General features: G+C 43.7%; 23 protein-coding genes. 6 read left to right on the forward strand and 17 right to left on the reverse strand.

Translation table 11 applies throughout. The features are described from left to right. Positions 1-672: 672 nt before the first annotated feature. Positions 673-1,539 carry a nucleotidyltransferase-like protein gene (locus ACSFXN_RS19330; protein WP_437151841.1) on the reverse strand — a complete coding sequence of 289 codons (867 nt, stop codon included), beginning with the start codon at positions 1,537-1,539 and terminating at the stop codon, positions 673-675. Positions 1,540-1,758: 219 nt separating this feature from the next. Between ACSFXN_RS19330 and ACSFXN_RS19335 the strand changes: the two genes are divergently transcribed. Further along, positions 1,759-2,112, forward strand: coding sequence for a YgzB family protein (locus ACSFXN_RS19335; protein ID WP_437151842.1), 354 nt, complete (start codon positions 1,759-1,761; stop codon positions 2,110-2,112). A 94-nt stretch (positions 2,113-2,206) separates the two neighbouring features. Here the strand turns inward: ACSFXN_RS19335 and perR are convergent, their stop codons facing one another. The 4 genes from perR to bcp form a co-directional block, all read right to left on the reverse strand. Further along, positions 2,207-2,650: a peroxide-responsive transcriptional repressor PerR gene (perR, locus tag ACSFXN_RS19340; protein ID WP_300991925.1), complete on the reverse strand. Its 444-nt coding sequence runs from the start codon at positions 2,648-2,650 to the stop codon at positions 2,207-2,209. Between the two features lie 120 nt (positions 2,651-2,770). After that, positions 2,771-3,322, reverse strand: a complete 552-nt coding sequence (locus tag ACSFXN_RS19345; RefSeq protein ID WP_437151843.1) for a cob(I)yrinic acid a,c-diamide adenosyltransferase — start codon at positions 3,320-3,322, stop codon at positions 2,771-2,773. Positions 3,323-3,324: 2 nt separating this feature from the next. Then, positions 3,325-4,266, reverse strand: coding sequence for a D-2-hydroxyacid dehydrogenase (locus ACSFXN_RS19350; RefSeq protein ID WP_437151844.1), 942 nt, complete (start codon positions 4,264-4,266; stop codon positions 3,325-3,327). Positions 4,267-4,281: 15 nt separating this feature from the next. Further along, positions 4,282-4,758, reverse strand: a complete 477-nt coding sequence (gene bcp / locus ACSFXN_RS19355; RefSeq protein WP_437151845.1) for a thioredoxin-dependent thiol peroxidase — start codon at positions 4,756-4,758, stop codon at positions 4,282-4,284. Positions 4,759-4,879: 121 nt separating this feature from the next. On the opposite strand from bcp, the gene ACSFXN_RS19360 reads away from it, so the two are divergent. Together ACSFXN_RS19360 and ACSFXN_RS19365 are read left to right on the forward strand one after the other, a co-directional pair. Further along, positions 4,880-6,166: a glutamate-1-semialdehyde 2,1-aminomutase gene (locus tag ACSFXN_RS19360; protein ID WP_437151846.1), complete on the forward strand. Its 1,287-nt coding sequence runs from the start codon at positions 4,880-4,882 to the stop codon at positions 6,164-6,166. A gap of 41 nt (positions 6,167-6,207) precedes the next feature. Continuing rightward, positions 6,208-7,293, forward strand: a complete 1,086-nt coding sequence (locus ACSFXN_RS19365) for an FUSC family protein (RefSeq protein WP_437151847.1) — start codon at positions 6,208-6,210, stop codon at positions 7,291-7,293. A gap of 44 nt (positions 7,294-7,337) precedes the next feature. Here the strand turns inward: ACSFXN_RS19365 and nikC are convergent, their stop codons facing one another. The 9 genes from nikC to mutY form a co-directional block, all read right to left on the reverse strand. After that, the gene (gene nikC / locus ACSFXN_RS19370; RefSeq protein ID WP_437151872.1) at positions 7,338-8,189 is read right to left on the reverse strand and encodes a nickel transporter permease; all 852 of its coding nucleotides are present in this window, start codon (positions 8,187-8,189) and stop codon (positions 7,338-7,340) included. Between the two features lie 53 nt (positions 8,190-8,242). Beyond that, a complete protein-coding gene (locus tag ACSFXN_RS19375; protein WP_437151848.1) occupies positions 8,243-9,247 on the reverse strand; it encodes an ABC transporter permease in 1,005 nt (334 codons plus the stop codon). A 140-nt stretch (positions 9,248-9,387) separates the two neighbouring features. Further along, positions 9,388-11,010 (reverse strand): ABC transporter substrate-binding protein, encoded by a 1,623-nt coding sequence (locus ACSFXN_RS19380; RefSeq protein WP_437151849.1) that lies wholly within the window; start codon positions 11,008-11,010, stop codon positions 9,388-9,390. A gap of 29 nt (positions 11,011-11,039) precedes the next feature. Further along, entirely contained in the window at positions 11,040-12,023 is a 984-nt protein-coding gene (locus tag ACSFXN_RS19385; protein ID WP_437151850.1) for an ABC transporter ATP-binding protein, read from the reverse strand. Then, complete coding sequence (locus ACSFXN_RS19390; RefSeq protein WP_437151851.1) at positions 11,998-13,017, reverse strand: ABC transporter ATP-binding protein; 1,020 nt, start codon at positions 13,015-13,017, stop codon at positions 11,998-12,000. The genes ACSFXN_RS19385 and ACSFXN_RS19390 overlap by 26 nt, the downstream gene beginning before the upstream one ends. A gap of 146 nt (positions 13,018-13,163) precedes the next feature. Next, a complete protein-coding gene (locus ACSFXN_RS19395; protein ID WP_437151852.1) occupies positions 13,164-14,909 on the reverse strand; it encodes an ABC transporter ATP-binding protein in 1,746 nt (581 codons plus the stop codon). Positions 14,910-14,967: 58 nt separating this feature from the next. Beyond that, positions 14,968-15,513 carry a nucleoside tri-diphosphate phosphatase gene (ntdP, locus tag ACSFXN_RS19400; RefSeq protein WP_300991909.1) on the reverse strand — a complete coding sequence of 182 codons (546 nt, stop codon included), beginning with the start codon at positions 15,511-15,513 and terminating at the stop codon, positions 14,968-14,970. Between the two features lie 102 nt (positions 15,514-15,615). After that, positions 15,616-16,362: an enoyl-[acyl-carrier-protein] reductase FabL gene (gene fabL / locus ACSFXN_RS19405; RefSeq protein WP_437151853.1), complete on the reverse strand. Its 747-nt coding sequence runs from the start codon at positions 16,360-16,362 to the stop codon at positions 15,616-15,618. Positions 16,363-16,364: 2 nt separating this feature from the next. Next, on the reverse strand, positions 16,365-17,444 hold the full coding sequence (mutY, locus tag ACSFXN_RS19410; protein WP_437151854.1) for an A/G-specific adenine glycosylase: 1,080 nt from the start codon (positions 17,442-17,444) through the stop codon (positions 16,365-16,367). A 101-nt stretch (positions 17,445-17,545) separates the two neighbouring features. Here mutY and ACSFXN_RS19415 point away from each other — a divergent pair, with 101 nt between their 5' ends. Continuing rightward, a complete protein-coding gene (locus ACSFXN_RS19415) occupies positions 17,546-18,526 on the forward strand; it encodes a metal-dependent hydrolase (protein ID WP_300991904.1) in 981 nt (326 codons plus the stop codon). Positions 18,527-18,737: 211 nt separating this feature from the next. Here ACSFXN_RS19415 and ACSFXN_RS19420 read toward each other — a convergent pair whose 3' ends face one another. Genes ACSFXN_RS19420 through recX form a run of 3 tightly spaced genes read right to left on the reverse strand, consistent with a single transcriptional unit; the run spans position 18,738 to position 20,134 of the window. Then, positions 18,738-18,998, reverse strand: a complete 261-nt coding sequence (locus ACSFXN_RS19420; RefSeq protein WP_300991903.1) for a YfhJ family protein — start codon at positions 18,996-18,998, stop codon at positions 18,738-18,740. Between the two features lie 4 nt (positions 18,999-19,002). Further along, entirely contained in the window at positions 19,003-19,335 is a 333-nt protein-coding gene (locus ACSFXN_RS19425; protein ID WP_300991902.1) for a YfhH family protein, read from the reverse strand. Beyond that, complete coding sequence (gene recX / locus ACSFXN_RS19430; protein WP_300991901.1) at positions 19,328-20,134, reverse strand: recombination regulator RecX; 807 nt, start codon at positions 20,132-20,134, stop codon at positions 19,328-19,330. The genes ACSFXN_RS19425 and recX overlap by 8 nt, the downstream gene beginning before the upstream one ends. Positions 20,135-20,226: 92 nt before the next feature. Between recX and ACSFXN_RS19435 the strand changes: the two genes are divergently transcribed. Then, positions 20,227-21,126, forward strand: coding sequence for a TIGR01777 family oxidoreductase (locus tag ACSFXN_RS19435; protein ID WP_437151855.1), 900 nt, complete (start codon positions 20,227-20,229; stop codon positions 21,124-21,126). Between the two features lie 41 nt (positions 21,127-21,167). Next, positions 21,168-22,532, forward strand: coding sequence for a 23S rRNA (uracil(1939)-C(5))-methyltransferase RlmD (gene rlmD / locus ACSFXN_RS19440; RefSeq protein ID WP_437151856.1), 1,365 nt, complete (start codon positions 21,168-21,170; stop codon positions 22,530-22,532). Positions 22,533-22,625: the final 93 nt, after the last annotated feature.

Raw genomic sequence — 22,625 nt, forward strand, 5'->3', positions numbered from 1 at the left:
GCCAGCGTTCGTCCTGAGCCAGGATCAAACTCTCCATTATAGAAGAAATTGATTGCTCAATGTTCTGCTGGCGTCTCGCCATCCCGAAGGATGCGCGAGTCGCTTTGATCTAGCACGCTTGATCAGTAATTGTTTGCGCGGGCCGTTTTGCGCGGCCGTTGCGATGTTGTTGACGTTTTGCATTCAGTTTTCAAGGTTCAGGTTTCGAGTGTCTTGTAAAAGCGACTTCTCTAATTTAACATCGTTGCTGAGAAGAGTCAAGCTTTTTTATTATTGTAGAAAAACTTAATTTCTCTTGGCGACGTGTATAATCATAATACAGTTCACAAGCAACTGTCAACAACAAAAACAAAAAAAGTTTAATTCTTTTTTCGCTGCTAATTCAATGCCGTTCTTTACTATAGAACGAACACCTGACAAAGCCCTTCTACTCTTGCACGGCTTTGCAGTGTGAAACAATACAGCTTACCTTGTACAGCAATTCAGATTCAATAGTGAAAAGCGCATCAGCCGAAAGATCATTTTCGAATAGACTTAAAGCTGCAGTCAACAAATCCCGATCTTTTGAATTTACGATAATATTATTTAAATTCTTATAAGCTCCAGCTTTTCCACAAAAAAAGAACCGATTCTTTATAAAAGAAATCAATTCTCCCGAGGAAACATTTTGTTTTAGTTTTTCACATAATAATATCGGTGGAATATCCCTTCACTTTTCGTTTTAACACCCTCTACCGAAATTAAGTCTTTCTCTACCAGGAATTCAATAAAGACTTCTAAGTTGGATGAATAGTTTCTCAACTCTTCCTGCTCATGCAATTCTTGGATCGTCCATCGTTCTTTCTGTTCCATTACTTCTCTTATGTGCTGGGCTCCATCTTTAGTCCGCGAATGGATAAAGAATTCACTAGCTAGAAATAAAAGCTCCAGTCTTTTCTCAAGTGCTTCATCGCTCAGAACCAATTCTTCATAAAGTTTATAAATAGCCGGCTCCATCTGTTTCACTTGTGTCCACACAGTCACTTCAGGCGGAAGACCGTTCTCCAGAACAGCAAGCCTCGCCAAATGGTGAAGTGATTCTACTATATGGTGATAAGCATCCAGATAGTTTTTCTCTTCGAAGAATACCTTGCCTTCTAAATAACGTCGAATCAGTTTCGAAAACTCCATGCCCATTTTTATCTTACGGCCATAAAACGGATAGTCTTTCAATTCCATTTTAAGTTTTTCCATAAATTCGTTTCGGTCATAAATAATTCGCCCATGGAATAGCCAGTCGACAATTTTCCGATTTGTTCCTAGCAAAAGCCATTTATGCAATTGTCTCTCTGTCACAATATGCATAGCAGCTTTCTTATTCAGATAAGTGTAATGTTTCGTAAAAACCGGCGTTTCGTTTTCTTTTGTGATGATTAACAAAATTGAATCGAACGTATCGGTGATGGGGCTCATTTTTTCTCTTTTCTCCACCAACACTACACCCAGTGTACTTTCCTGGCTGGCACGTTCTTGATAGATGGGTCTTAAAATTTGTTCCATTAAATCCACTCCTTGCAATTCTATCGCTTATATTCCAATTTATTGAGACTCGATTATTGCCCCTCGGAAATAAGCAGCACTCTTCTCTATATGAATGCAGATGTTTCCGTTTTTCTTTATTTCGACAAATTTAATAAGGATTCCTGCATCCGTTAATCATTATCACTTTTTCACTTTGTTTATGATATAGTATGATGGATGCAAGGAGGAAAGAAATTAATGAAACCTTATAAAAATAAAATCAATCGTATCCGGACTTTTGCCTTAGCGCTGATTTTCATCGGTATCGTTATTATGTATGTCGGCATTTATTTTAGAGAACAACCGTTGGTCATGGTGATTTTCATGCTGCTTGGGGTTGTCGCAATTGTCGGCAGTACAGGCGTATATGCTTGGATTGGCTTGTTGTCGATGAAAACAGTTCCGGTTGAATGTCCGAATTGTGGAAGACATACAAAAATGTTGGGCCGCGTAGATATCTGCATGCATTGCAATGAACCTTTGACTATGGACCCTGCTCTCGAAGGAAAAGAGTTTAACCAAGATTACAACAAAAAAAATTCGAAGATATAAATACCTTGTCCGCTTGAACAGATCAGTTCAAGCGGATTTTTTATTTCTGTAATTTTGCCCAAATAAAAAACGAGCATGAATTTCATGCTCGTTTTTATTGTGCTTTTGCAGTTTTACCAAGGCAGTCCTGGCAAGTCCCATAAATTTCAAGACGATGATAATCGACTTGAAACCCAGTAACGTGAGAAGCTAAATGCTCTACTTCATCGAGTCCTGGATAATGGAAGTCGACAATTTTTCCGCAATCATTACAAATTATATGATAATGGTCGTGTGTCACAAAATCAAAACGGCTGGAAGAATCACCATAAGTCAATTCCTTCACCAATCCCGCTTTTCTGAACACACGTAAATTATTGTAAACTGTTGCTACACTCATATTAGGAAAAGCTTTCTCAAGCGCGCGATAAATGTCATCCGCTGTCGGGTGCGTCGTTGAATGAATCATATACTCCAGAATCGCATGACGCTGGGGAGTGATTCGAACACCTGTTGACTTCAAAGCATCAAGCGCGTCTTTTAACTGTATTTCAGACATCGCTGTGCACCTCACTTCATCAATAATTCTTACATTGTAATCGTTATAAATAGTGTACTCAAAAATGAGGGGCGATGTCAAGAAATCACTATATTGCTTACATTTCCAACTGCTTCATACTTATTTTTGGTGCAGGTCTTTTTCGCTTCTTCCTAATCGCAAGTTGACTAAACGAGCCACAACGAACAGGAAATCGGACAAACGGTTTAAATAAGCTAGAACGTTTGGGGATACGTCATTGCCAATAGAGATGGAGGCTCGTTCTGCTCTTCTGACAACTGTGCGCGCTACATGTAAAGCCGCACCAGCCGGATGCCCCCCAGGCAAGATAAAGTTTTTCAACGCCGGTACTTCTGCATCAAACTGATCGATCCATTGCTCTAATTTTGCAATGTCCTCTGCAGTCAGCTTCCATTTCACCTCTTTCCCTTTCGGAGTAGCCAGTTCAGCCCCCACATGGAATAAAGTGGTCTGTATTTCATGAAAAACCGCTTCCAATTCTTCTTTTTCTTTAAAGAATTCATTATGCAAATGGCCGACCGCTAGTCCAATCATCGAATTTGCTTCATCACAAGTCCCATATGCTTCAACTAAGACGTCATTTTTTGCTACACGTGTCCCGTATACGAGTGAAGTCGTGCCCTTGTCGCCGGTTTTCGTATAAATCTTCACAGTCAATACCCCTTTTCCATATTGACGAGATTTGTTGGATAAGCATCTTCAGCAAGCCACAATTTCAAATTCGGGATAAATACATCAAGTGCCCGTTCTACATATTTCTCTGAATGGCTGGACACATGCGGCGATACCACTACATTTTCCATTGTCCAAAAAGGATGGTCTGAAGGCAGTGGCTCTTGTTCAAAAACATCCAATACAGCATATGCAATTTCTCCAGTTTCCAGCGCATCAATCAGCACTTTATCCTCCACTAAATCCCCTCGGCCGAAATTCATAAAGATCGCTGTGTTTTTCATGGCTTGAAAATGCTCTTTTTTCAACAAGTATTTTGTTTCGTTCGTGCTCGGTAAAACGGAAATCACGGTATCCACCGTCGGCAATACATTGAGGATGCTATCGAATGACACCATCCCTTCCATAAAGTCAGCGTGTTTTCCCGAACGGTTGCAGCCGATGGTACGGACGCCAAATGCTTGCAGCACCCGCCCGATTTCCATTCCGATGGCTCCCGGGCCGATGATCAATGCTGTAGATCCATGAAGTTCCGTCGAACCTGTCTTCCGGCTCCACTCTTTTTTTCGCTGATTGTTATAAATAGATGGAAGCGACCTTTTCAATGATAATAAATGGGCCAGAACCGATTCAGTCATCGGTGTTTTATGGATCCCTTTTACATTGGAGACGACGATTTCCCGTTCCGCAATAGCGGCATGCGGCATTTTTTCCACTCCTGCACTCGCGACCATAATCCATTTCAACTGCCCGGCTTGCTGGATATCTTCTTCTGAAAGATCCTCACCGAACGTCACCAGAATATCTGCAGATGGCAGCCGTGCTTTGTCTTTATACTCAAAATAGAATTGCACTTCTGGAAACTCATTTATCAGCTGTTGCCGCTGATGCTCTTTTGGAATGAACGTGAACAGGACTTCCATGTCTTTTCTCCCCTTTTAACGATTGGTAAGCGTCTTTAATGTTTCGAGAACTTCTTTAATATGGTTTTCTACTTTTACTTTTCTCCATTCTTTGACGATTGTCCCAGTTGGATCAATCAAAAAAGTGGAACGTTCAATTCCCATGAACTCTTTGCCGTACATTTTCTTCTGAACCCACACGTTATAAGCTTCTGACAATTGATGATCTTCGTCTACCAATAAGGAAAATGGCAAGCCATGCTTTTCAATGAACTTGACATGCTGTTTCTCAGAATCTGCACTGACCCCTAGAATCACAGCGTTCAACTCTGAAAAGTCTTCTTTTGCATCTCGGAAATCACAAGCTTGAGTCGTACAGCCTGGTGTCATGTCTTTTGGATAAAAATAAAGCACTACATATTTTTTCCCCGCAAAGTCTTCTAATGCCACCGTTTCTCCTGCTTCGTTTTTTAATTTGAAATCCGGTGCTTTTAAACCTTCTAATGTAGTCATCATTATCACTCCTTTTCTTCCTTCTATCGTACCTAACCTGGTGTGGAGTTTCAATTTCTTTGGCGTTCGGCAATGATATTGTCTACAATAGATAAGAGATTACACTAGGAGGCAATAAAAAATGAATCATTCCACATCCGAAAAACTTCACGAAGAAGCGCTGCAGCATATCGTTGGCGGCGTGAATAGTCCATCGAGATCGTATAAAGCGGTCGGAGGCGGTTCGCCGATAGCAATGGAACGCGCCAAAGGAGCTTATTTTTGGGATGTAGACGGCAATAAGTACATCGACTATTTAGCGGCATACGGCCCAATCATAACTGGCCATGCCCATCCTCATATAACAAAAGCCATTACACATGCAGCGGAAACTGGCCTGTTGTACGGAACTCCAACAAGACATGAAATCACGTTTGCAAAAATGCTGAAAGAAGCCATGCCAAATATGGATAAAGTCCGTTTCGTCAACAGCGGCACTGAAGCGGTTATGACCACGATCCGCGTTTCCCGCGCCTATACCGGGCGCACGAAAATCATGAAATTCGCAGGCTGTTATCACGGCCACTCCGATTTAGTGCTTGTGGCTGCCGGTTCCGGTCCTGCAACACTTGGAACTCCGGATTCTGCTGGAGTTCCAAAAAGCATCGCTGAAGAAGTGATCACTATTCCCTTCAATGACCCAACCGCTTTTTCAGAAGCCATGGACAAATGGGGCACTGAAATCGCTTGTATTTTAGTAGAACCAATTGTCGGCAACTTCGGAATCGTAGAGCCGAACAAAGGATTCCTCGAAGAAGTGCATCGCATCGCCAAAGAAAAAGGCGCTTTGATTGTCTATGACGAAGTCATCACCGCTTTCCGTTTCCATTATGGCGGAGCCCAGGATTTGTTGGGGTTGACTCCCGATTTGACGGCTCTCGGAAAAATCATTGGCGGCGGCTTGCCAATCGGTGCTTACGGCGGAAAAAAAGAGATTATGGAAACCGTTGCACCGCTCGGTCCTGCATATCAAGCTGGAACGATGGCTGGGAATCCGGCATCTATCCAAGCGGGTATCGCCTGCCTTGAAGTTCTTCGCGAAGAAGGTGTCTATGAAAAAATGGATGAGCTTGGCCGCCAGTTAGAAGAAGGAATTCTTGCTGCTGCCAAAGAATTTGATGTGACCATTACAATTAACCGTTTAAAAGGGGCCTTAACGATTTACTTTACAGACCAAAAGGTGGAAAATTATGAACAAGCGGAAGCTACCGATGGAGAAATTTTCGCACGCTTTTTCAAGCTGATGCTTGAACAAGGAGTCAATCTTGCACCTTCTAAGTATGAGGCATGGTTCTTAACGACTGAACATACAGAAGAAGACGTAGCGAAATCGATTCAAGCAGTCCGTGAAGCCTTCAAGCAGCTTTAATAGCCAAAACAGCGGAATGAAAGGGAGGAGGCCACGCGTTTATGCAATTAGGTGCACGAATATTTAAAACCGGAGTAGCTATTTCGCTGGCACTCTTTTTAGCTGACTGGTTAGATTTACCAATTCCAATCATGGCTGGAATAGCAGCTATCTTTGCAATCCAACCTTCCATTTATCAGTCTTATTTAACTGTGCTAGATCAAATCTACGGCAATATAATCGGGGCAGTTATCGCTATTATTTTCGTGCTGACGCTAGGTGCGAACTACCTGACTGTCGGCCTTGCAGCAGTATTAGCCATAATCATTATGCTGAAATTGAACCTCAATAACCCGGTGTCGCTGACCCTTGTGACCATTATCGTTATTATGGAATCGCAGGAAGAGGCTTTTCTAGAGTTTGCCGGGTTGCGTTTTTTGACAATCCTCCTCGGCATACTGTCCGCTTTTATTGTTAATATCATTTTTTTGCCGCCAAAGTATGAAGCGCGCTTATTCACTTCTATTCACGAAGTGACGGAAGAAGCCATACGTTGGATCCGTGTTTCGATAAGGCATGTATCAGACCATACTTCCGTTAAAAACGATATTGACCGTTTATCTGAAAAACTCGAAAAAGTGGATCAGTGGTATTCCTTTTATAAAGATGAACGAAGTTATAGTAAAAAACAGCAATATGCAAAAGGCCGAAAATTGGTGCTTTACCGGCAAATGATCACCACTACCAGAAAAAGTCTGGACCTGTTAAAAAGGCTTCACCGCTATGAAAATGAATTGACAGAACTTCCCGAGCATTTTCATATGATGCTGCAAGACCACCTTGAAAGCCTAACCAGCTACCATGATCAACTTTATATGAAATATGTCGGAAAATTGCGCCCGGAACACAGTGAAACTTCCGAAGAAGACGTTATTTTAAAACGCAACGAAGTACTGTCCATTTTTGTCAAAGAAATTGCGGTTGCTCACGAAGAAGCAGGTGATGACTTATCCATCTATCGTTTAATGCACATTTTATCTGCTATATTGGATTACGAAGAACAACTGGAGCATTTAGACCTTCTCATCATGTCTTTCCATAACTACCATTCCGAAGAAGTTGGATCCGATTTGGAAAATATCATATAAAAAACGCGCCAAGGCAGATGCCTGGCGCGTTTTTCTAAGTTTTTCTACGATTTCATGCGCGGGTCAAGTGCATCACGCAAGCCATCTCCCATCAAGTTAAAGCCCAGAACCGTCAACATAATTGCAATCCCTGGAAAAATCATTGTCCACGGTGCATTGGTTAGATACGATCTTGAATCTGCCAGCATTTTTCCCCATTCGGGTGATGGCGCCTGCGCACCTAATCCTAGAAAACCAAGAGCTGCCGCTTCGATAATCGCAGTGGCAATTGCCAAGGTTCCTTGAACGATAACTGGTGCCATAGAATTCGGCAAAATATGCGAAAACAAAATTCGATTATCTTTCATGCCAATTGCCTTGGCCGACATAATGTATTCATCTTCTTTGATGCTCAGCACCTTCGAGCGGATCAAACGGCCAAAATTCGGTACGTTGATAATGGCAATGGCAATCAAGGCATTGCGAAGCGATGGCCCAAGTACCGATACGACTGCAATCGCCAATAAAATACTAGGGAAAGCCAGCATGATATCAAAAATCCGGGATATGATGGTATCAACCCAGCGGCCATAATAACCTGCCAGTATCCCTAAAGTGCTGCCAACCACTACCGAACCGATAACCGCCAAAAAACCTACCCAAAGGGAAATCCTTGCCCCGTAAACAATTCTCGATAAGATATCACGGCCAAAATCATCCGTCCCCATCCAATGTCCACTTGAGGGAGGCAAAAGCCGTTGGGATAAATTCTGTTCATTGATTCCCTGCGGTGTAAACAAAGGGCCGAAAATCGCCAATAAGATAAAGAACAACACGATCCCCATGCCCACAACAGCCACTTTGCTTTTCCGGAATCCGCGCCATGCTTCTTTCCATGGACCTGCGACTTTTTCCATCTGCACTTCGTTCTTATTTGCCGTTACATTAGCCAATGTGCTCCTCCCCCTTCCTAATCATATTTGATGCGAGGATCAATCAGACCGTAAAGCAAATCGACAAACAGATTGATCATAACGAAGATAAAGGCCACAATTAAAATGCCTGACTGGATAACCGGATAATCACGGAACCCAATCGCTTCATATATATAGCGGCCGATTCCTGGCCATCCGAAAATGGTCTCAGTTAAGATAGCTCCACCTAACAGCAAACCCATCTGAAGGCCGATAATTGTTAAAACTGGGATGATGGCATTTTTTAAAGCGTGTTTGTAAACTACCCAAAACATCTTCAAACCTTTCGCCCGTGCAGTACGCACATAATCTGAACGCATCACTTCCAGCATGCTCGAACGGGTCATTCTGGCAATTATTGCCATCGGTATTGTCGCTAAGGCCGTCCCCGGTAAAATCAGATGCTTTAAGACCGTTGATAATTGATCAAACTGGCCTGTTATTAAAGTATCAATGACATAAAAATTGGTGATAACGTCTACCGGATCCCGGACATTTTCCCGGCCCGTTGTCGGCAATATCCCCAGTTCAATCGAGAAAATCCACTGATTCATTAAACCAAGCCAGAAAATGGGCATCGATACCCCAATCAATGCAATAATCATAGCCAAATAATCAAACCAGGAATTCTGGAACCAAGCCGAAATGATGCCGGCATTGATGCCGATAATAACGGCGATAATAATAGCAAACACTGATAATTCAATCGTAGCCGCCAAGTACGGCCAAACTTCGTCAACTACCGGTGTCCGAGTACGGAGAGATTCTCCCAAATCACCAGTTAGCAACCCTTTCAGGTAATCAAAATATTGAATATACCAAGGACTATCCAATCCTAAAGTTGTCCGCAGCGCCTTTATTGCTTCTTCGGATGCTTGCTGGCCAAGAATAACTTGAGCAGGATCACCTGGTATCGCCCGGATAATCAGAAAAACAATAAACGTCATGCCGAGCAAAACCGGTATCAATTGCAGAATTCGCCGTCCGATATAGTGAAGCATTTTCTCCACCTCTCCATCCCTTGCATATGTATACATTCAGCTTGATCAAGTTAAATAATTTAGCTGGTACTAACAGAAAACGTTAACTTCGGTTTAAGAAAAAAGAGGAGAAATCACAATGACCTCTCCTCTGAATCTACCTACTTCAAATCTACAGATGCCAATTTGTCAGAACCGGTTGGATGCGCTTTAAAGTCCACTACATTCTTGCCGCCAGCTAAAAGCGGAGTTGAGTGAGCAAGTGGCACCCATGGCGCGTCTTCATGGATAATGACTTGCGCTTGTTTGTACAATTCATTGCGCTTGTCTTCATCCACTTCTGTTTGAGCTTCAATCAGGATATCGTGCAATTCCTGATTTTTGTAATACGTGTAGTTGTTGGAACCGATATTGTCTTGGTCAAGCAATACGTATAGGAAGTTATCGGCATCGCCGTTATCTCCCGTCCAACCAAGCAAGAAAGCATCCGCTTCTCCGTTAGCTGCTTTTTCAAGATAAGTAGCCCATTCAAAAGAAACGATTTTCGCAGTTACACCAACGTCTGCCAAGTTCTTCTGGATAGCTTCTGCCACTTTTTGGCCATCCGGCATATAAGGACGCGGAACCGGCATTGCATAAAGTTCCATTTCGAAACCGTCTGGCAGTCCAGCTTCTGCTAATAATTGTTTGGCTTTTTCCGGATTATAGTCGTAATCTTCGACGTCTTCGTTATAACCGCTGATTACTGGAGGCATCGGGTTTTTAGCAACTTCTCCGCGGCCTTGGAAGAATGCATCAACTATCGCTTGCTTGTCGATTGCATGGTTCATCGCTTGTCGAACTTTCGGATCGTCAAATGGTTCACGTGTTGTTGTTAACCCAAGATAGCCAACGTTCATTGAAGGTCGTTCGAATAATTGTAGGTCCGCATTTCCTTCTACAGTTTCACCGTCTGAAGGTGTAATGCCGTCTGCCAAATCAATTTCACCCGACAATAATGCATTCAAGCGGGCAGAGTTATCTGGAATCGCACGGAATATGACTTGATCCAGTTTTGGTTCGCCTTCAACCCAGTAATCCGGGTTTTTCTCAATCGTGATTGAGTCGTTGCGTTTCCATTCTACAAATTTGAATGGACCTGTCCCAACCGGTGCATCACCAAATTTATCTCCAGCAGCTTCAAATGCTGTAGGTGAAGCGATTCCGAATGAGCTCATTGCCAAGTTTTTCAAGAATGGTGCCTGTGGGCGTTTCAGTTTAAATTCTACTTCGTAATCGCCAGTTGCAGTCACAGATTCGATGACATGGCCTTCTTCATCGCCGAAACCGCCAAACATCGAGCCGTAGTATGGGAATTTATCAGCATCTCCGCCTGCCCAGCGCTCAAAGTTTGCTACAACCGCTTCCGCATTGAAATCAGTGCCGTCGTGGAATTTAACGCCTTCCTCCAAAGTGAAAGTATACGATAATCCATCTTCAGCCGCTTTCCATTCAGTTGCCAAACCAGGATGGATTTCTGTGTCTTGTTCACCGAAATTCACCAACGTATCAAATATGTTCTTTGTGACTTTGTATGATTCTCCATCAGTAACAACAATCGGATCAAGTGATACCGAGTCTCCGCCGCGGCCAAAAATCAATACTTTCGGATCGCCTGATTCTTCTGTATTCCCACTATCCCCTTCGGTGTTTTCTGAAGCATTATCGGAACTACAGCCATACAATGCTGTCGCTAGCAATAAAAGCATCAGAAACGCCAGTGAAACGAGCTTTTTCTTTCTCAAATTGACCCCTCCATTTTTGTTATTTATTATCATTGCGGCCTGGATTCTTCATAAAGATGGCAGGCTACAGAATGACCTTTTTCAACTTCTGCAAAAATCGGTACAGCTTTTTCGCAAATATCCATCTTAAACGGGCATCGTGTGTGGAAACGGCATCCGCTTGGAGGATTGGCAGGACTCGGTACATCCCCTTTGATCACTACTTCTTCACGTACGAAATCCGGATCAGGCACCGGTACCGCTGACAGCAAAGCCTGGGTATACGGGTGAAGCGGCTTTTCATATAACGCCTCGCTGTCGGCTAGTTCCGCCATCTGTCCCAAATACATCACTCCCACCCGGTCACTGATATGGCGAACGACGCCAAGGTCGTGAGCGATAAATATATAAGTCAGCTTCAGTTCTTTTTGCAGATCCTGCATCAAATTCAAAACTTGGGCTTGAATCGATACATCGAGAGCTGAAACTGGTTCATCCGCAATAATGAGTTTAGGATTGGTCATCAATGCCCGGGCAATGCCGATGCGCTGGCGCTGTCCGCCGCTGAATTGGTGCGGGTAACGTTTGGCGTGGTAACTGCTTAACCCAACAATCTCCAAAAATTCATGGACTTTTTTCTTCCGTTCTTTCGGATTGCCAAGGTTATGTACGTTTAATGGCTCCATCAGGATTTTTTCGATGGTATGCCGCGGGTTCAGAGAAGCATATGGATCTTGAAAAACCATCTGGATATCACGGCGTGCTTTGCGCATGTCGCTCGCTGAAAGATTCGTCAATTCCTGTCCGTCGAAAAACACTTTGCCTTCTGTCGGCTCCAATAAACGCATGAGCATACGGCCGGTTGTGGATTTTCCACAGCCGGATTCTCCTACGATTCCGAGCGTTTCTCCTTCAGCGACCGTGAACGACACATCGTCTACAGCTTTTACGTAGTTCTTTACTTGGCCTAGAATTCCTGATTTAATAGGAAAATACTTTTTCAGCCCTTCAACTTTTAACAACGGTTCTGTCATGGGCCTGAACCTCCTTCGGATCAAATAGGAAGCAACGGGTTTGGTGGTCTTCTTCCGTCTGATAAAGCGCGGGGTTTTCCACTATACAGCGGTCAAAGGCAAATTCGCATCGCGCAGCGAATTTACAGCCTGTGCGGATTGTTCCCGGTTTCGGCACATTTCCAGGAATGGAATATAACCGTTCTTTTTTAAAGCGCATATCGGGAACAGATTCGAGCAGTCCTCTTGTATAAGGATGCTGAGGGTCTTTAAAGATTTTATGCACCGGACCTTCTTCTACTACTTTTCCTGCGTACATGACAATAACGCGTTCGCACGTTTCTGCTACGACGCCTAAATCATGAGTTATTAGCAATACGGCTGTATTCAGCCTCTCATTCAGGTTTTTAATCAGCTTCAAAATCTGGGCTTGTATGGTTACATCCAAGGCTGTGGTAGGTTCATCCGCTATCAATACTTTCGGATCACATAAAAGTGCCATCGCAATCATTACCCGCTGGCGCATTCCGCCTGATAATTGATGCGGATATTCTTTCATCAATCCTTCTGCACGCGGCAGCCCTACGAGTTTCATCATTTCAACAGCACGTTCTTGTATTTGTTTTTTGTTCCAATCGCGTTTATGGATTTTAACTGCTTCACGCAATTGATCACCGATAGTGAATAGAGGATTCAGAGAAGTCATTGGTTCCTGGAAAATCATTGCTATATCGTTGCCTCGAATGGCACGCATTTGCTTTTCGGAAAACTTGGTTAAATCTTTATTTTGAAATAAAATTTCTCCACCTGTAATTTTCCCCGGCGGGCTTGGAACGAGCCCCATAATTGATAAAGAAGTCACGCTTTTTCCACATCCAGACTCGCCGACAATCCCTAACACTTCTCCTTCGCGAATGTAAAAATCAATATCGTCTACTGCCGGAATTTCGCCGTCATCAGTGAAAAAGGATGTTTTCAAGCCTTTAACATCCAGTATCATTTTTCGCTCTTCCATCTCGGCACCCCTTTAATTCTGAAAATTCTATGTGTTTTAATTATACGTAAGATTAGTATTATTGCAATAGTGTATTTGGAAATTGATAGTATTTCCCTTTTTCATAAAAAAAAGACCCTCGAAGATTTCGAGGGTCTTTAGGACTATCAATTAAAGTGTTGGACTTGGAATAAATTATAGTAAATTCCTTGCTGCTTCATCAGTTCATCATGGGTGCCTTTTTCTGCTAAATGGCCATGGTCGATCACAATAATCTGGTCAGCATGGGTAATAGTCGATAATCTATGGGCCACGATTAAAGTCGTGCGGTCATGTGCCAACCGCTCCAACGAATCTTGGATCAGCGATTCGCTTTCCAAGTCGAGCGCTGAAGTGGCTTCATCTAGAATCAATATCGGCGGATTTTTCAAGAACACACGGGCTATCGCAATCCGCTGTTTTTGGCCGCCAGATAATTTCACCCCGCGCTCTCCCACTTTCGTATCGTATCCTTCTGGAAGCATTTCGATAAAATCATGAGCATTGGCTGCTTTTGCCGCAGCAAATACTTCTGCATCGCTCGCTCCCGGTTTACCCATCAGGATATTCGATTTCACAGAGTCGCTGAACAAAATGGAGTCTTGCAGCACCAAACCGATTTGGTCACGCAGCGTATGGATGGATACATCTCTCAGATTGTGGTCATCCATATAGATGGCGCCGCTAGTGACATCATAAAATCTCGGAATTAACGAAACAATGGTCGATTTGCCGCCGCCGCTCATTCCGACGAAAGCAACGGTCTGTCCCGGTTTTACCGTGAAATTCAAATTGGACAATACTTCCGTTCCTTCTTCGTTATAGTGAAAAGAAACATCCCTGAATTCCAATTTGCCATCCACCACTTTCAAATCTTTTGCCCCTTCTTTATTTGTTACGTCGTAGTCTTCATCGATCAATTCGAATACACGGTCCATTGATGCGAAAGACTGCGTCAATGTCGTAGATGAGTTCACCAGTCTCCGAAGCGGATTGTAAAGGCGTTCAATATAGGCGATAAATGCTACCATGGTTCCGAGCGTCAGGTTTCCCTGGATCACTTGATACCCTGCATAAGCAATAACGAGCAATGGTGCAATATCCGTAATGGTATTGACCACCGCAAATGCTTTGGCATTCCATTTTGTATGATCGATTGCTTTGTCCAGAAACTCATCATTTGTAGCATCAAATATTTTTTGTTCGTGTTTCTCAAGCGCAAAACTTTTAATGATGCTCATGCCTTGGACGCGTTCATGCAAATAGCTTTGGACATTCGCCAAAGCCTGCGAACGGTTACGTGTCAAATCGCGCAGGCGGCCGAAGAAAAATTTGACGCTGAATGCATAAAAAGGAAACGCCAGCAGCGCCACAATCGTCAGCGGCACATCCATTGTCAACATAATGCCGATGGCAATCAAAATAGTCGCCAGATCGAGCCATAAATTCATCAGTCCGATCATGATGAAATTCTTCGTTTGCTCCACGTCATTGATGACGCGGGAAATGATCTCTCCTGCGCGCGTATTGGCATAATACCGGAGACTCAGCTTCTGCAAATGCGCGTAAAGGCTTTGGCGGATGTCATACAAGATTTTATTGCTGACATATTGCGCATAATACTGGCGGTAATATTCAATTGGCGGGCGGAAGATGAAAAACAGAATTGCTGTTCCGCCAAGCCATAAATACAGCTGTCTCAATTTTTCATCGCTCGATAGCCCATCGGCTCCGATAATATCATCTATGACAATCTTTATAAGCAACGGAATGAAAAGCGGAATGGCAAACTTGAAAATACCAATAACTATCGTTAAGGCAATTTGCCAGTAATAAGGCTTTACAAACTTCATATAGCGCTTCGTCGTACTCAAAAAATTCACTCCATTCTATTCCAAACGAAAAACCTGTTGGCAAGCAACAGGTTTTCTTTTATTCCGTGAGCCGGTATTGTCTATGAAATTCATACCGGCTGGTCCAAACTTCTATGAAGTCCGGAGCAAAAGGACCTCTTCGCTGTTTAATCCATCCAATCAGCTTATCCACATTCCGATGCAAAATCTGATCGATCACTTCCGGATAACCCATTTGCCGTTTGTGCTCTTCATATTCGTCTTCGTCCAACAAGGTATACGACATATCTGGAAACACTTTAACATCTAAATCATAATCGATGTACTTTAATGATCCATTGTTATAAACAAAAGGAGAGCTCACATTGCAATAATAATAAACTCCATCGTCACGAAGCATGCAAATAATATTAAACCAATGTTCTGCATGGAAATAGCAGATGGACGGCTCTCTCGTGAGCCATGTCCTGCCATCCGATTCCGTCACCATGGTTCGCTCATTTGCACCGATTACTATGTTATTCGTTCCCTTCAGTACCGTTGTTTCCTGCCAGACACGGTGGATTCGGCCGTTGTGTTTGTAACTGTGGATTTGTATCGTTTCTCCCTCCACGGGTATCGCCATATCCATCCCACCTTTTCGTCTTAGCCGTATATATTTTAAGTGTCCTCATGATTATATCAATCAATTCTGAAAACATACAGCGAAAAGGCAAGGGAGAATGGTTTACAAGGTGACTGAACGGCCTCCATCAACAATAATTGTTTGGCCGCGAATCATATCCGCATTGTCTGAAATAAGGAAAAGAGCGGTTTTCACCATATCCTCTATTTCCACCATGCGGCCAGCTGGCGTGTTCACACGGGCATCGTTGAGCAATTCTTCGCGGTTCGGGAAATGCTTTAATGCTTCTGTATCGAGAGCCCCGCCAGAAACCGTATTAACGGATATCCCTTGTGGCGCCAATTCAACCGCCAAATATCTAGTAAGTGATTCCACTGCCGCTTTGGAAACTCCGATTGTCGTATAATTCTCCAAATAACGGATCGAGCCCAATGAACTGATGCCGACAATTTTTCCGCCTTTATCCATTAGTTTCGCTGCTTCCTGAGCACCAAACAGCATCGCTTTCGCATTGATGTTCATTGTCCAGTCCCAATGCGATTCTTCCAGCTCCATAATCGGTCGAAGCACTCCGGAAGCCGCATTTGAAACAAATACATCCAGCCGGCCGAATTCTTCTTTGATTGTTTCAAACATGCCGCGCAGTTTGTCCACATCTCCGACATTTGCACGGACAAGCAGTGCTTTTTGTCCTCTCGCTTCAATTTCTTTAACGGTATCCAGAGCTGCTGTTTTGCTTCGTGCGTAGTTTACAACAATGTCGTACCCTTGTTCCGCAAGTGCAATTGCCAATGCTTTTCCTAATCCTCTGCTGCTCCCTGTCACCAATGCTACTTTTTGTTCTGCCATAGTCAAACATCTCCTCTTTGTTTTAAGACTGCTTTCATTTTTTGGACTGGACCTGAAATCGGAAGCAATTCCAGTTCTTCAGCCGTTACCCATTTCATGTGAGATGGTACGTTCAGATTTTGGCCTTTTGCAATATAGCCATCCACGTTCCATGTTAAATGAGAAAACACATGTTTGAAAGAAGTAATTTTTTCAGCGTTGCTGACGATACCTTGAAAGTTTTCCGAAAGCTGCTCTTCTATTTCAAGAGGCAGCACTTCTTCAGTTAGCTCTATCATTGGAAATTGCCACATATTGGCAAGCAATCCGGTTGACGGCCTTTTTTCCATTAACACAGATTTCCCGTAAAGGATGGCCAGCATGGCGTACTGCACTGCTTTGGTTTTTTTCGCTTTCGTCTTCGTTGGCAATTCATGCTGCTTTCCTTCATGAAACGCTGTACAATGTTCCCTTACAGGGCATAACAGGCATTTCGGGGAAGTCGGCGTACAAATCAAAGCCCCCAACTCCATCAGCCCTTGGTTAAATGACGAAGGATCTTCATGGCTAATGAGTTCTGTCACCGCCTCTTCAAAAATCTTCCGGGTTTTCGGCTTGGCGATATCTTCTTCAATCAATAAGATCCGGGACAGCACCCGCATGACGTTTCCGTCGACGGCATGTTCCGGGATTCCGTAAGCAATGCTGAGCACAGCGCCCGCAGTATAAGGGCCGACGCCTTTCAATGATGAAATTTCTTTTCGGCTTGCCGGCACTATGCCATCATACTTTTCAGCCACTTCTTTTACCCCTGCCTGCAAATTGCGGGCACGGGAATAATAACCCAGCCCTTCCCATTGCTTGAGCAAGATTTCCTCATCCGCTTCCGCCAAATCCTGCAAAGTCGGAAACTTTTCAACAAAGCGCTTGTAATAAGGAATGACGGTATCGACTCTTGTTTGCTGGAGCATAATTTCCGATATCCAAATCTGGTAGGGATCTGATGTACGGCGCCAAGGTAAATCGCGTTTTTCCTCCGCGAACCAGTTGATTAAATCTTTTTGAAATTGCAATTTATCGAGTGCTATTTTGAATGCCTCCATTCCAGTAGATTACACCACCGGATTCCGGGGTATATATATGTTATAAACTTTTCTGCCGGATTTATATTTTCCTAACATAAATGAAGAAAGGAGATGTGGCCATGGATACAGGTACACATATTGTCATGGGCATAGCTCTTGGCGGCCTGGCAATGGCAGATCCAGTTGTTGCGAGCCATCCTGCTACAATGACCGCTGTTTTTGCCGGGGTCATTATCGGCTCCCAGGCACCTGATATTGATACCGTATTAAAATTGAGAAACAACGCCGTTTATATCCGCCATCACCGGGGCGCTACCCATTCCATTCCGGCGGTCATATTATGGCCATTGCTTATAACCGCCGCTTTGCGGCTTATCCTGCCGGAAGCAAATTCACTCCATCTATGGCTATGGACATTCCTGGCTGTGTTTTTGCACGTTTTTGTAGATATATTTAACTCCTATGGCACACAAGCTCTCCGACCGTTTTCCAACCGTTGGGTCGCGCTTGGAGTTATTAATACTTTTGATCCCATTATTTTTGGTGCCCATTTGATCGCTCTTATGTTTTGGGCATTCGGTTCTGATCCTGTCTGGACAATGCTCATTTTATATGGGCTGCTGTTTTTCTATTACATTTCACGGTTTGCCGTTCAATCTGCAGTCAAACATGCAGTGCGCAACACGATACCCGGTACAACCAATATTATCGTCGCACCTACAATGCGATTTTTCCAGTGGCGGATTGCCGCTGATACAGAGCGCCACCATTATGTAGGAAGAGCTTATGGGCGTTCTATCAACATTTACGATAAGTTCCTAAAAAAGCCATTACCGGAATCGAATCTGATCCAAGCCGCCTTAAAAGACAAAAACCTGGCAGCCTTCGTTTCCTTTTCCCCTCTCTATAGATGGGAAATCAACGAGTACGAGGACTTATATGAAGTTCGCTTGATTGACTTGCGCTACCGAAGCAATGATTACTACCCATTCGTAGCAGTTGCCCATTTGAATGAGCAATGCAAAGTCGTCAACTCCTATACCGGCTGGATCTTCAGCGAAGACAAACTAAGGAAAAAACTCGACTTCAGCCATAATTAAAGAAAAGCGGAAGCGTCCGTTAAGCCCCGACAAGCGCTGGAGGGCTTGAAGTGAATGGCGTCATTTGCCATTCGCAGAAAGGCCGAAGCGACTCGAGGGGCTGGACGCTGCAGCTAGACAAGAAAAGCGGAAACGGCCGTTCAGGTTCGACAATCACATTAACTCTTTAACAATCAAAGAGAAAAACGCACACAACTAGAGTGTGCGTTTTTTAATTGTTCTGCTCATTCAATAAATGGGCATACTTCGGGTTTCTTCCAGCAAATTCATGTATTTTGTCGCCGTAACTCGTAATCCATTGGCGGATCACTTTTTCTACTACTGCGCTTCCTTGGTAATCATATCCTGCTTTTGCATAGGAAGATTCGAAATCAGATACCAGCAATTCGATCCATGTACGGGCTTTTTCTTCTGTTAAATTGGGATTCTTTTCACGCAGTTCCAAAATCAACTGATCAATCATCTCATTCATTCGCCTACTTCCCTTCTTTCAGCGGGCGCAGCATGGAAATCGGCAACGCTTCAGTGTGTTTTTCTCCTCCAAGGCGATAGCCCCATGCAAACCGGCCTTTTAAATAATCTATTTGGAAAAAGACATTCGGATCACCTTCGATCCGGTAAACTTCACCTTTTTTGAAATCTTCCGGATTGATCATATAAGCGGCTGCCATTACAGCTTTTCGTTCAAGCACCGCAAATTCATTGACCATGCCTAACTGCTCCGCTTTTCTCGCTTTTTCTTTCAGCCGCGCAATCTCATTCCGCAACTCATGTTCATCCATTTCACTGTAACGCTTTTCTTCAGTCATCTTCCTGCTCCTTCTTCTCCAAGTATTCATTGATTACTTCGCTCGGGAATCCTTTTTGATACAAGCCCTGTTTGACTTTCGATTTCAAGTCATAGCCTGTCAGTTTACTGCTGTGTTTTCTCCATAGTTTGTCGCCTTGTTCCTTAACGCTATCTGTCCACTGGTCTTCATCTTTTTCAAAGTCCAAGTCTTCCATGGCTAATTTAATCAAGCTGTAGGAATAGCCTTTCCTCATCAGTGAATCGTTAATTTTCTGTTTGATTTGGCTCGGAGTTTTCATCTTTTCTTTAGCCGCAATTTTTATCGCCAACTCTTTGGCAATTTCCAATTGCTCTTCTTCTGAATAGGAATTTAAAACGTCTTCCTGCATTTGTTTATCAATCCCTTTTTTTTGCATTTCCTGCTGAATTGCACGCGGCCCCTTTTTCCCTGAGTTCACTTGGGTTCGGAGGAGCGCTTCTGAAAATGCCTGGTCATCCAAAAATTTATGGGTGTAGAGCTTTTTGATTGCTTCATCGATCACGGCGTTGCCAAATTCTTTTTCTTTCAATTTGGTGCGCACTTCGTCTTCACTGCGCATGCGGAAGCCAAGATAATTCAGCGCTTTATTGTAAGCCTTCCGGACTTCATCTTCAAAGTTCATTTCTTCGATGGTCCATTGGTCTAACTCTTTCCCTTTTGTGAGCTGGTACCGGATCAGCACCGCTTCATCCACACTAAAAGCAAATTTCTCCTCAAGGTAGATATTGTACCTTTCCGGATTTCTTTTCCCTCTGGTGATTTTCGAAATAATCGGCATTTACGGCACCTCTCTTCCTTCCCTATTATACCCCTTCAAATGCTTAAATGCATGGATTGCGGGTATTATTAGAAGAAATGGAGGCGATATGGATGAAGATAGCAATTACAGGCGGAACAGGTTTTGTCGGCAAGGAATTGACCCGATTATTCCATACCAAAGGACATATGGTTTACATTTTGACAAGAAGCCCAAAACGCTCTACTGCGAACACCAAATACGTGCAATGGCTGAAAGAAGGAGCAGCCCCGGAGAAGCAGTTGGAAGGCGTTGATGCCATCATTAATTTGGCCGGTACTTCAATCAATGACGGACGCTGGAGCAAAGAGCAAAAAAGAGAAATTTATAATAGCCGGATGGAAGCGACAGAAGAAGTGCTTCGGATTATCGCCAAATTGAACAAAAAGCCTAGTGTATTAATCAACGCAAGCGCCATTGGGATTTATATGCCCTCGACCCAGGTTACATACACGGAAGCTTCGGCAGATTTCGCTAAAGATTTTCTAGCCCAAACCGTTAGCGATTGGGAAAAGCTGGCGGATCATGCAAAAGTTCATGGAGTACGAGTGGCCTATGGCAGATTTGGCATCATCCTGGGGAAAAAAGATGGAGCTCTGCCATTGATGGCACTTCCTTATAAACTTTTCGTGGGTGGTACGATAGCTTCAGGAACACAGTGGCTATCATGGGTCCATGTGAAAGATGTAGCGCGAGCCATCCAATTTGCGTTGGAAAACGAGGAAATTGAAGGGCCGTTCAACGTCACAGCTCCCGACCCAAAACAAATGAAGGATTTTGGCAAACAGATTGCCGAAATCCTTCACCGTCCACACTGGTTCCCTGTTCCGGCGTTCGCTTTAAAAGCGGTGCTTGGCGACAAAAGCCAGTTAGTTCTTACCGGACAGCGCGTATTGCCGACGGTGCTCGAGCGTCATGGTTTTAAATTCGATTATCCCGATTTGCAGTCAGCACTGGCTGATATCTATAAATAAGCATATAATGGAGGGATGATTACCTAAAGGACGTGAAAACAATGAACGATAAACCCATTATCGAGGAAGGCCAAAAGTTTCCTTTGACGATAAAACGGCTCGGCATTAACGGTGAAGGCATCGGCTTTTTTAAACGCAACGTCGTATTTGTACCCGGTGCATTGCCTGGTGAAGAAATTACTGCACAAGTAACGAATGTCAAACGGAACTTCGCTGAGGCCCGCATTTTAAAAATGCGAACGCCTTCTCCTCACCGCCAGACACCTCCGTGCCCGATTTACGAGGCATGCGGCGGATGCCAGCTGCAACATATGACTTACAGCCAGCAATTAGTCGAGAAACGCGATCTTGTCGTCCAAGCACTCGACCGCTACTTAAAAGGCGTGAATGTCAAAATCGAAAACACCATTGGAATGGAAGACCCATGGTATTACCGCAACAAAAGCCAATTCCAAACACGGTTAAAAGGCACTCAAGTCATTGCCGGCTTATTCGCCGAAGGCTCGCATCAACTGCTCGACATCGAGCAATGCATTGTCCAGCATCCAAACACTACGCGCATCACGAATGAAGTGAAACGGGTTTTGGAAGATTTAAAAATGCCGATTTATGATGGCAAAACAATGAAAGGCATTGTCCGGACCATCGTCGTCCGCACAGGTGTAGAAACTGGTGAAATCCAGCTTGTCTTAATTACGACCAGAGCCAGAATGCCGCAAAAGGAAATGCTGATCGACTTATTGAAAGAGCTGGACCCTAACATTGTTTCCATTGTCCAAAATATCAACAAAGAAAAAACTTCATTGATTTTTGGTGAGGAAACGATTACTCTTTGGGGCAAAGATACCATTCACGAAAAACTTGGTGAACTGTCATTCGATTTGTCAGCTCGGGCATTCTTCCAATTGAATCCAAAGCAAACTGTTAGGCTCTATGACGAAATCAAGCGGGCAGCCGATTTGACCGGAAACGAATCTGTAGTCGATGCTTATTGCGGAGTCGGAACGATCGGCTTATGGCTCGCTGACCGCGCAAAAGAAATCCGAGGCATGGATTTGATTCACGAAAGTGTCGTGGATGCAAAAGCGAATGCCAAAAAACACGGCTATGATGCGAAATACGTAACTGGAAGCGCTGAAAAATGGCTGGAGACCTGGCGCAATGAAGGTTATGTGCCGGATGTATTGACTGTTGACCCTCCGCGCACCGGCCTCGGGGAATCCTTAATAAAAACCATTTTGAAAGTAAAACCAAAGCGCTTTGTCTATACATCTTGTAATCCTTCTACATTGGCTAAGGATTTGCAGCAATTAACGAAAGTCTACAAAATCGAGTATATTCAGCCGATCGATATGTTCCCGCAGACAGCGCAAGTGGAGTCTGTAACAAAATTGATATTGAAATAGCAAAAGGACAAGAAAACCAACCGGTTTTCTTGTCCTTTTCTTTACGCCTTCTATACAAGCAATGGATGATGGAGAGAAGCCCATCTTTCGAAG

It is taken from the genome of Planococcus sp. 1R117A (genome assembly GCF_051417975.1).
Classification (GTDB): domain Bacteria; phylum Bacillota; class Bacilli; order Bacillales_A; family Planococcaceae; genus Planococcus; species Planococcus shenhongbingii.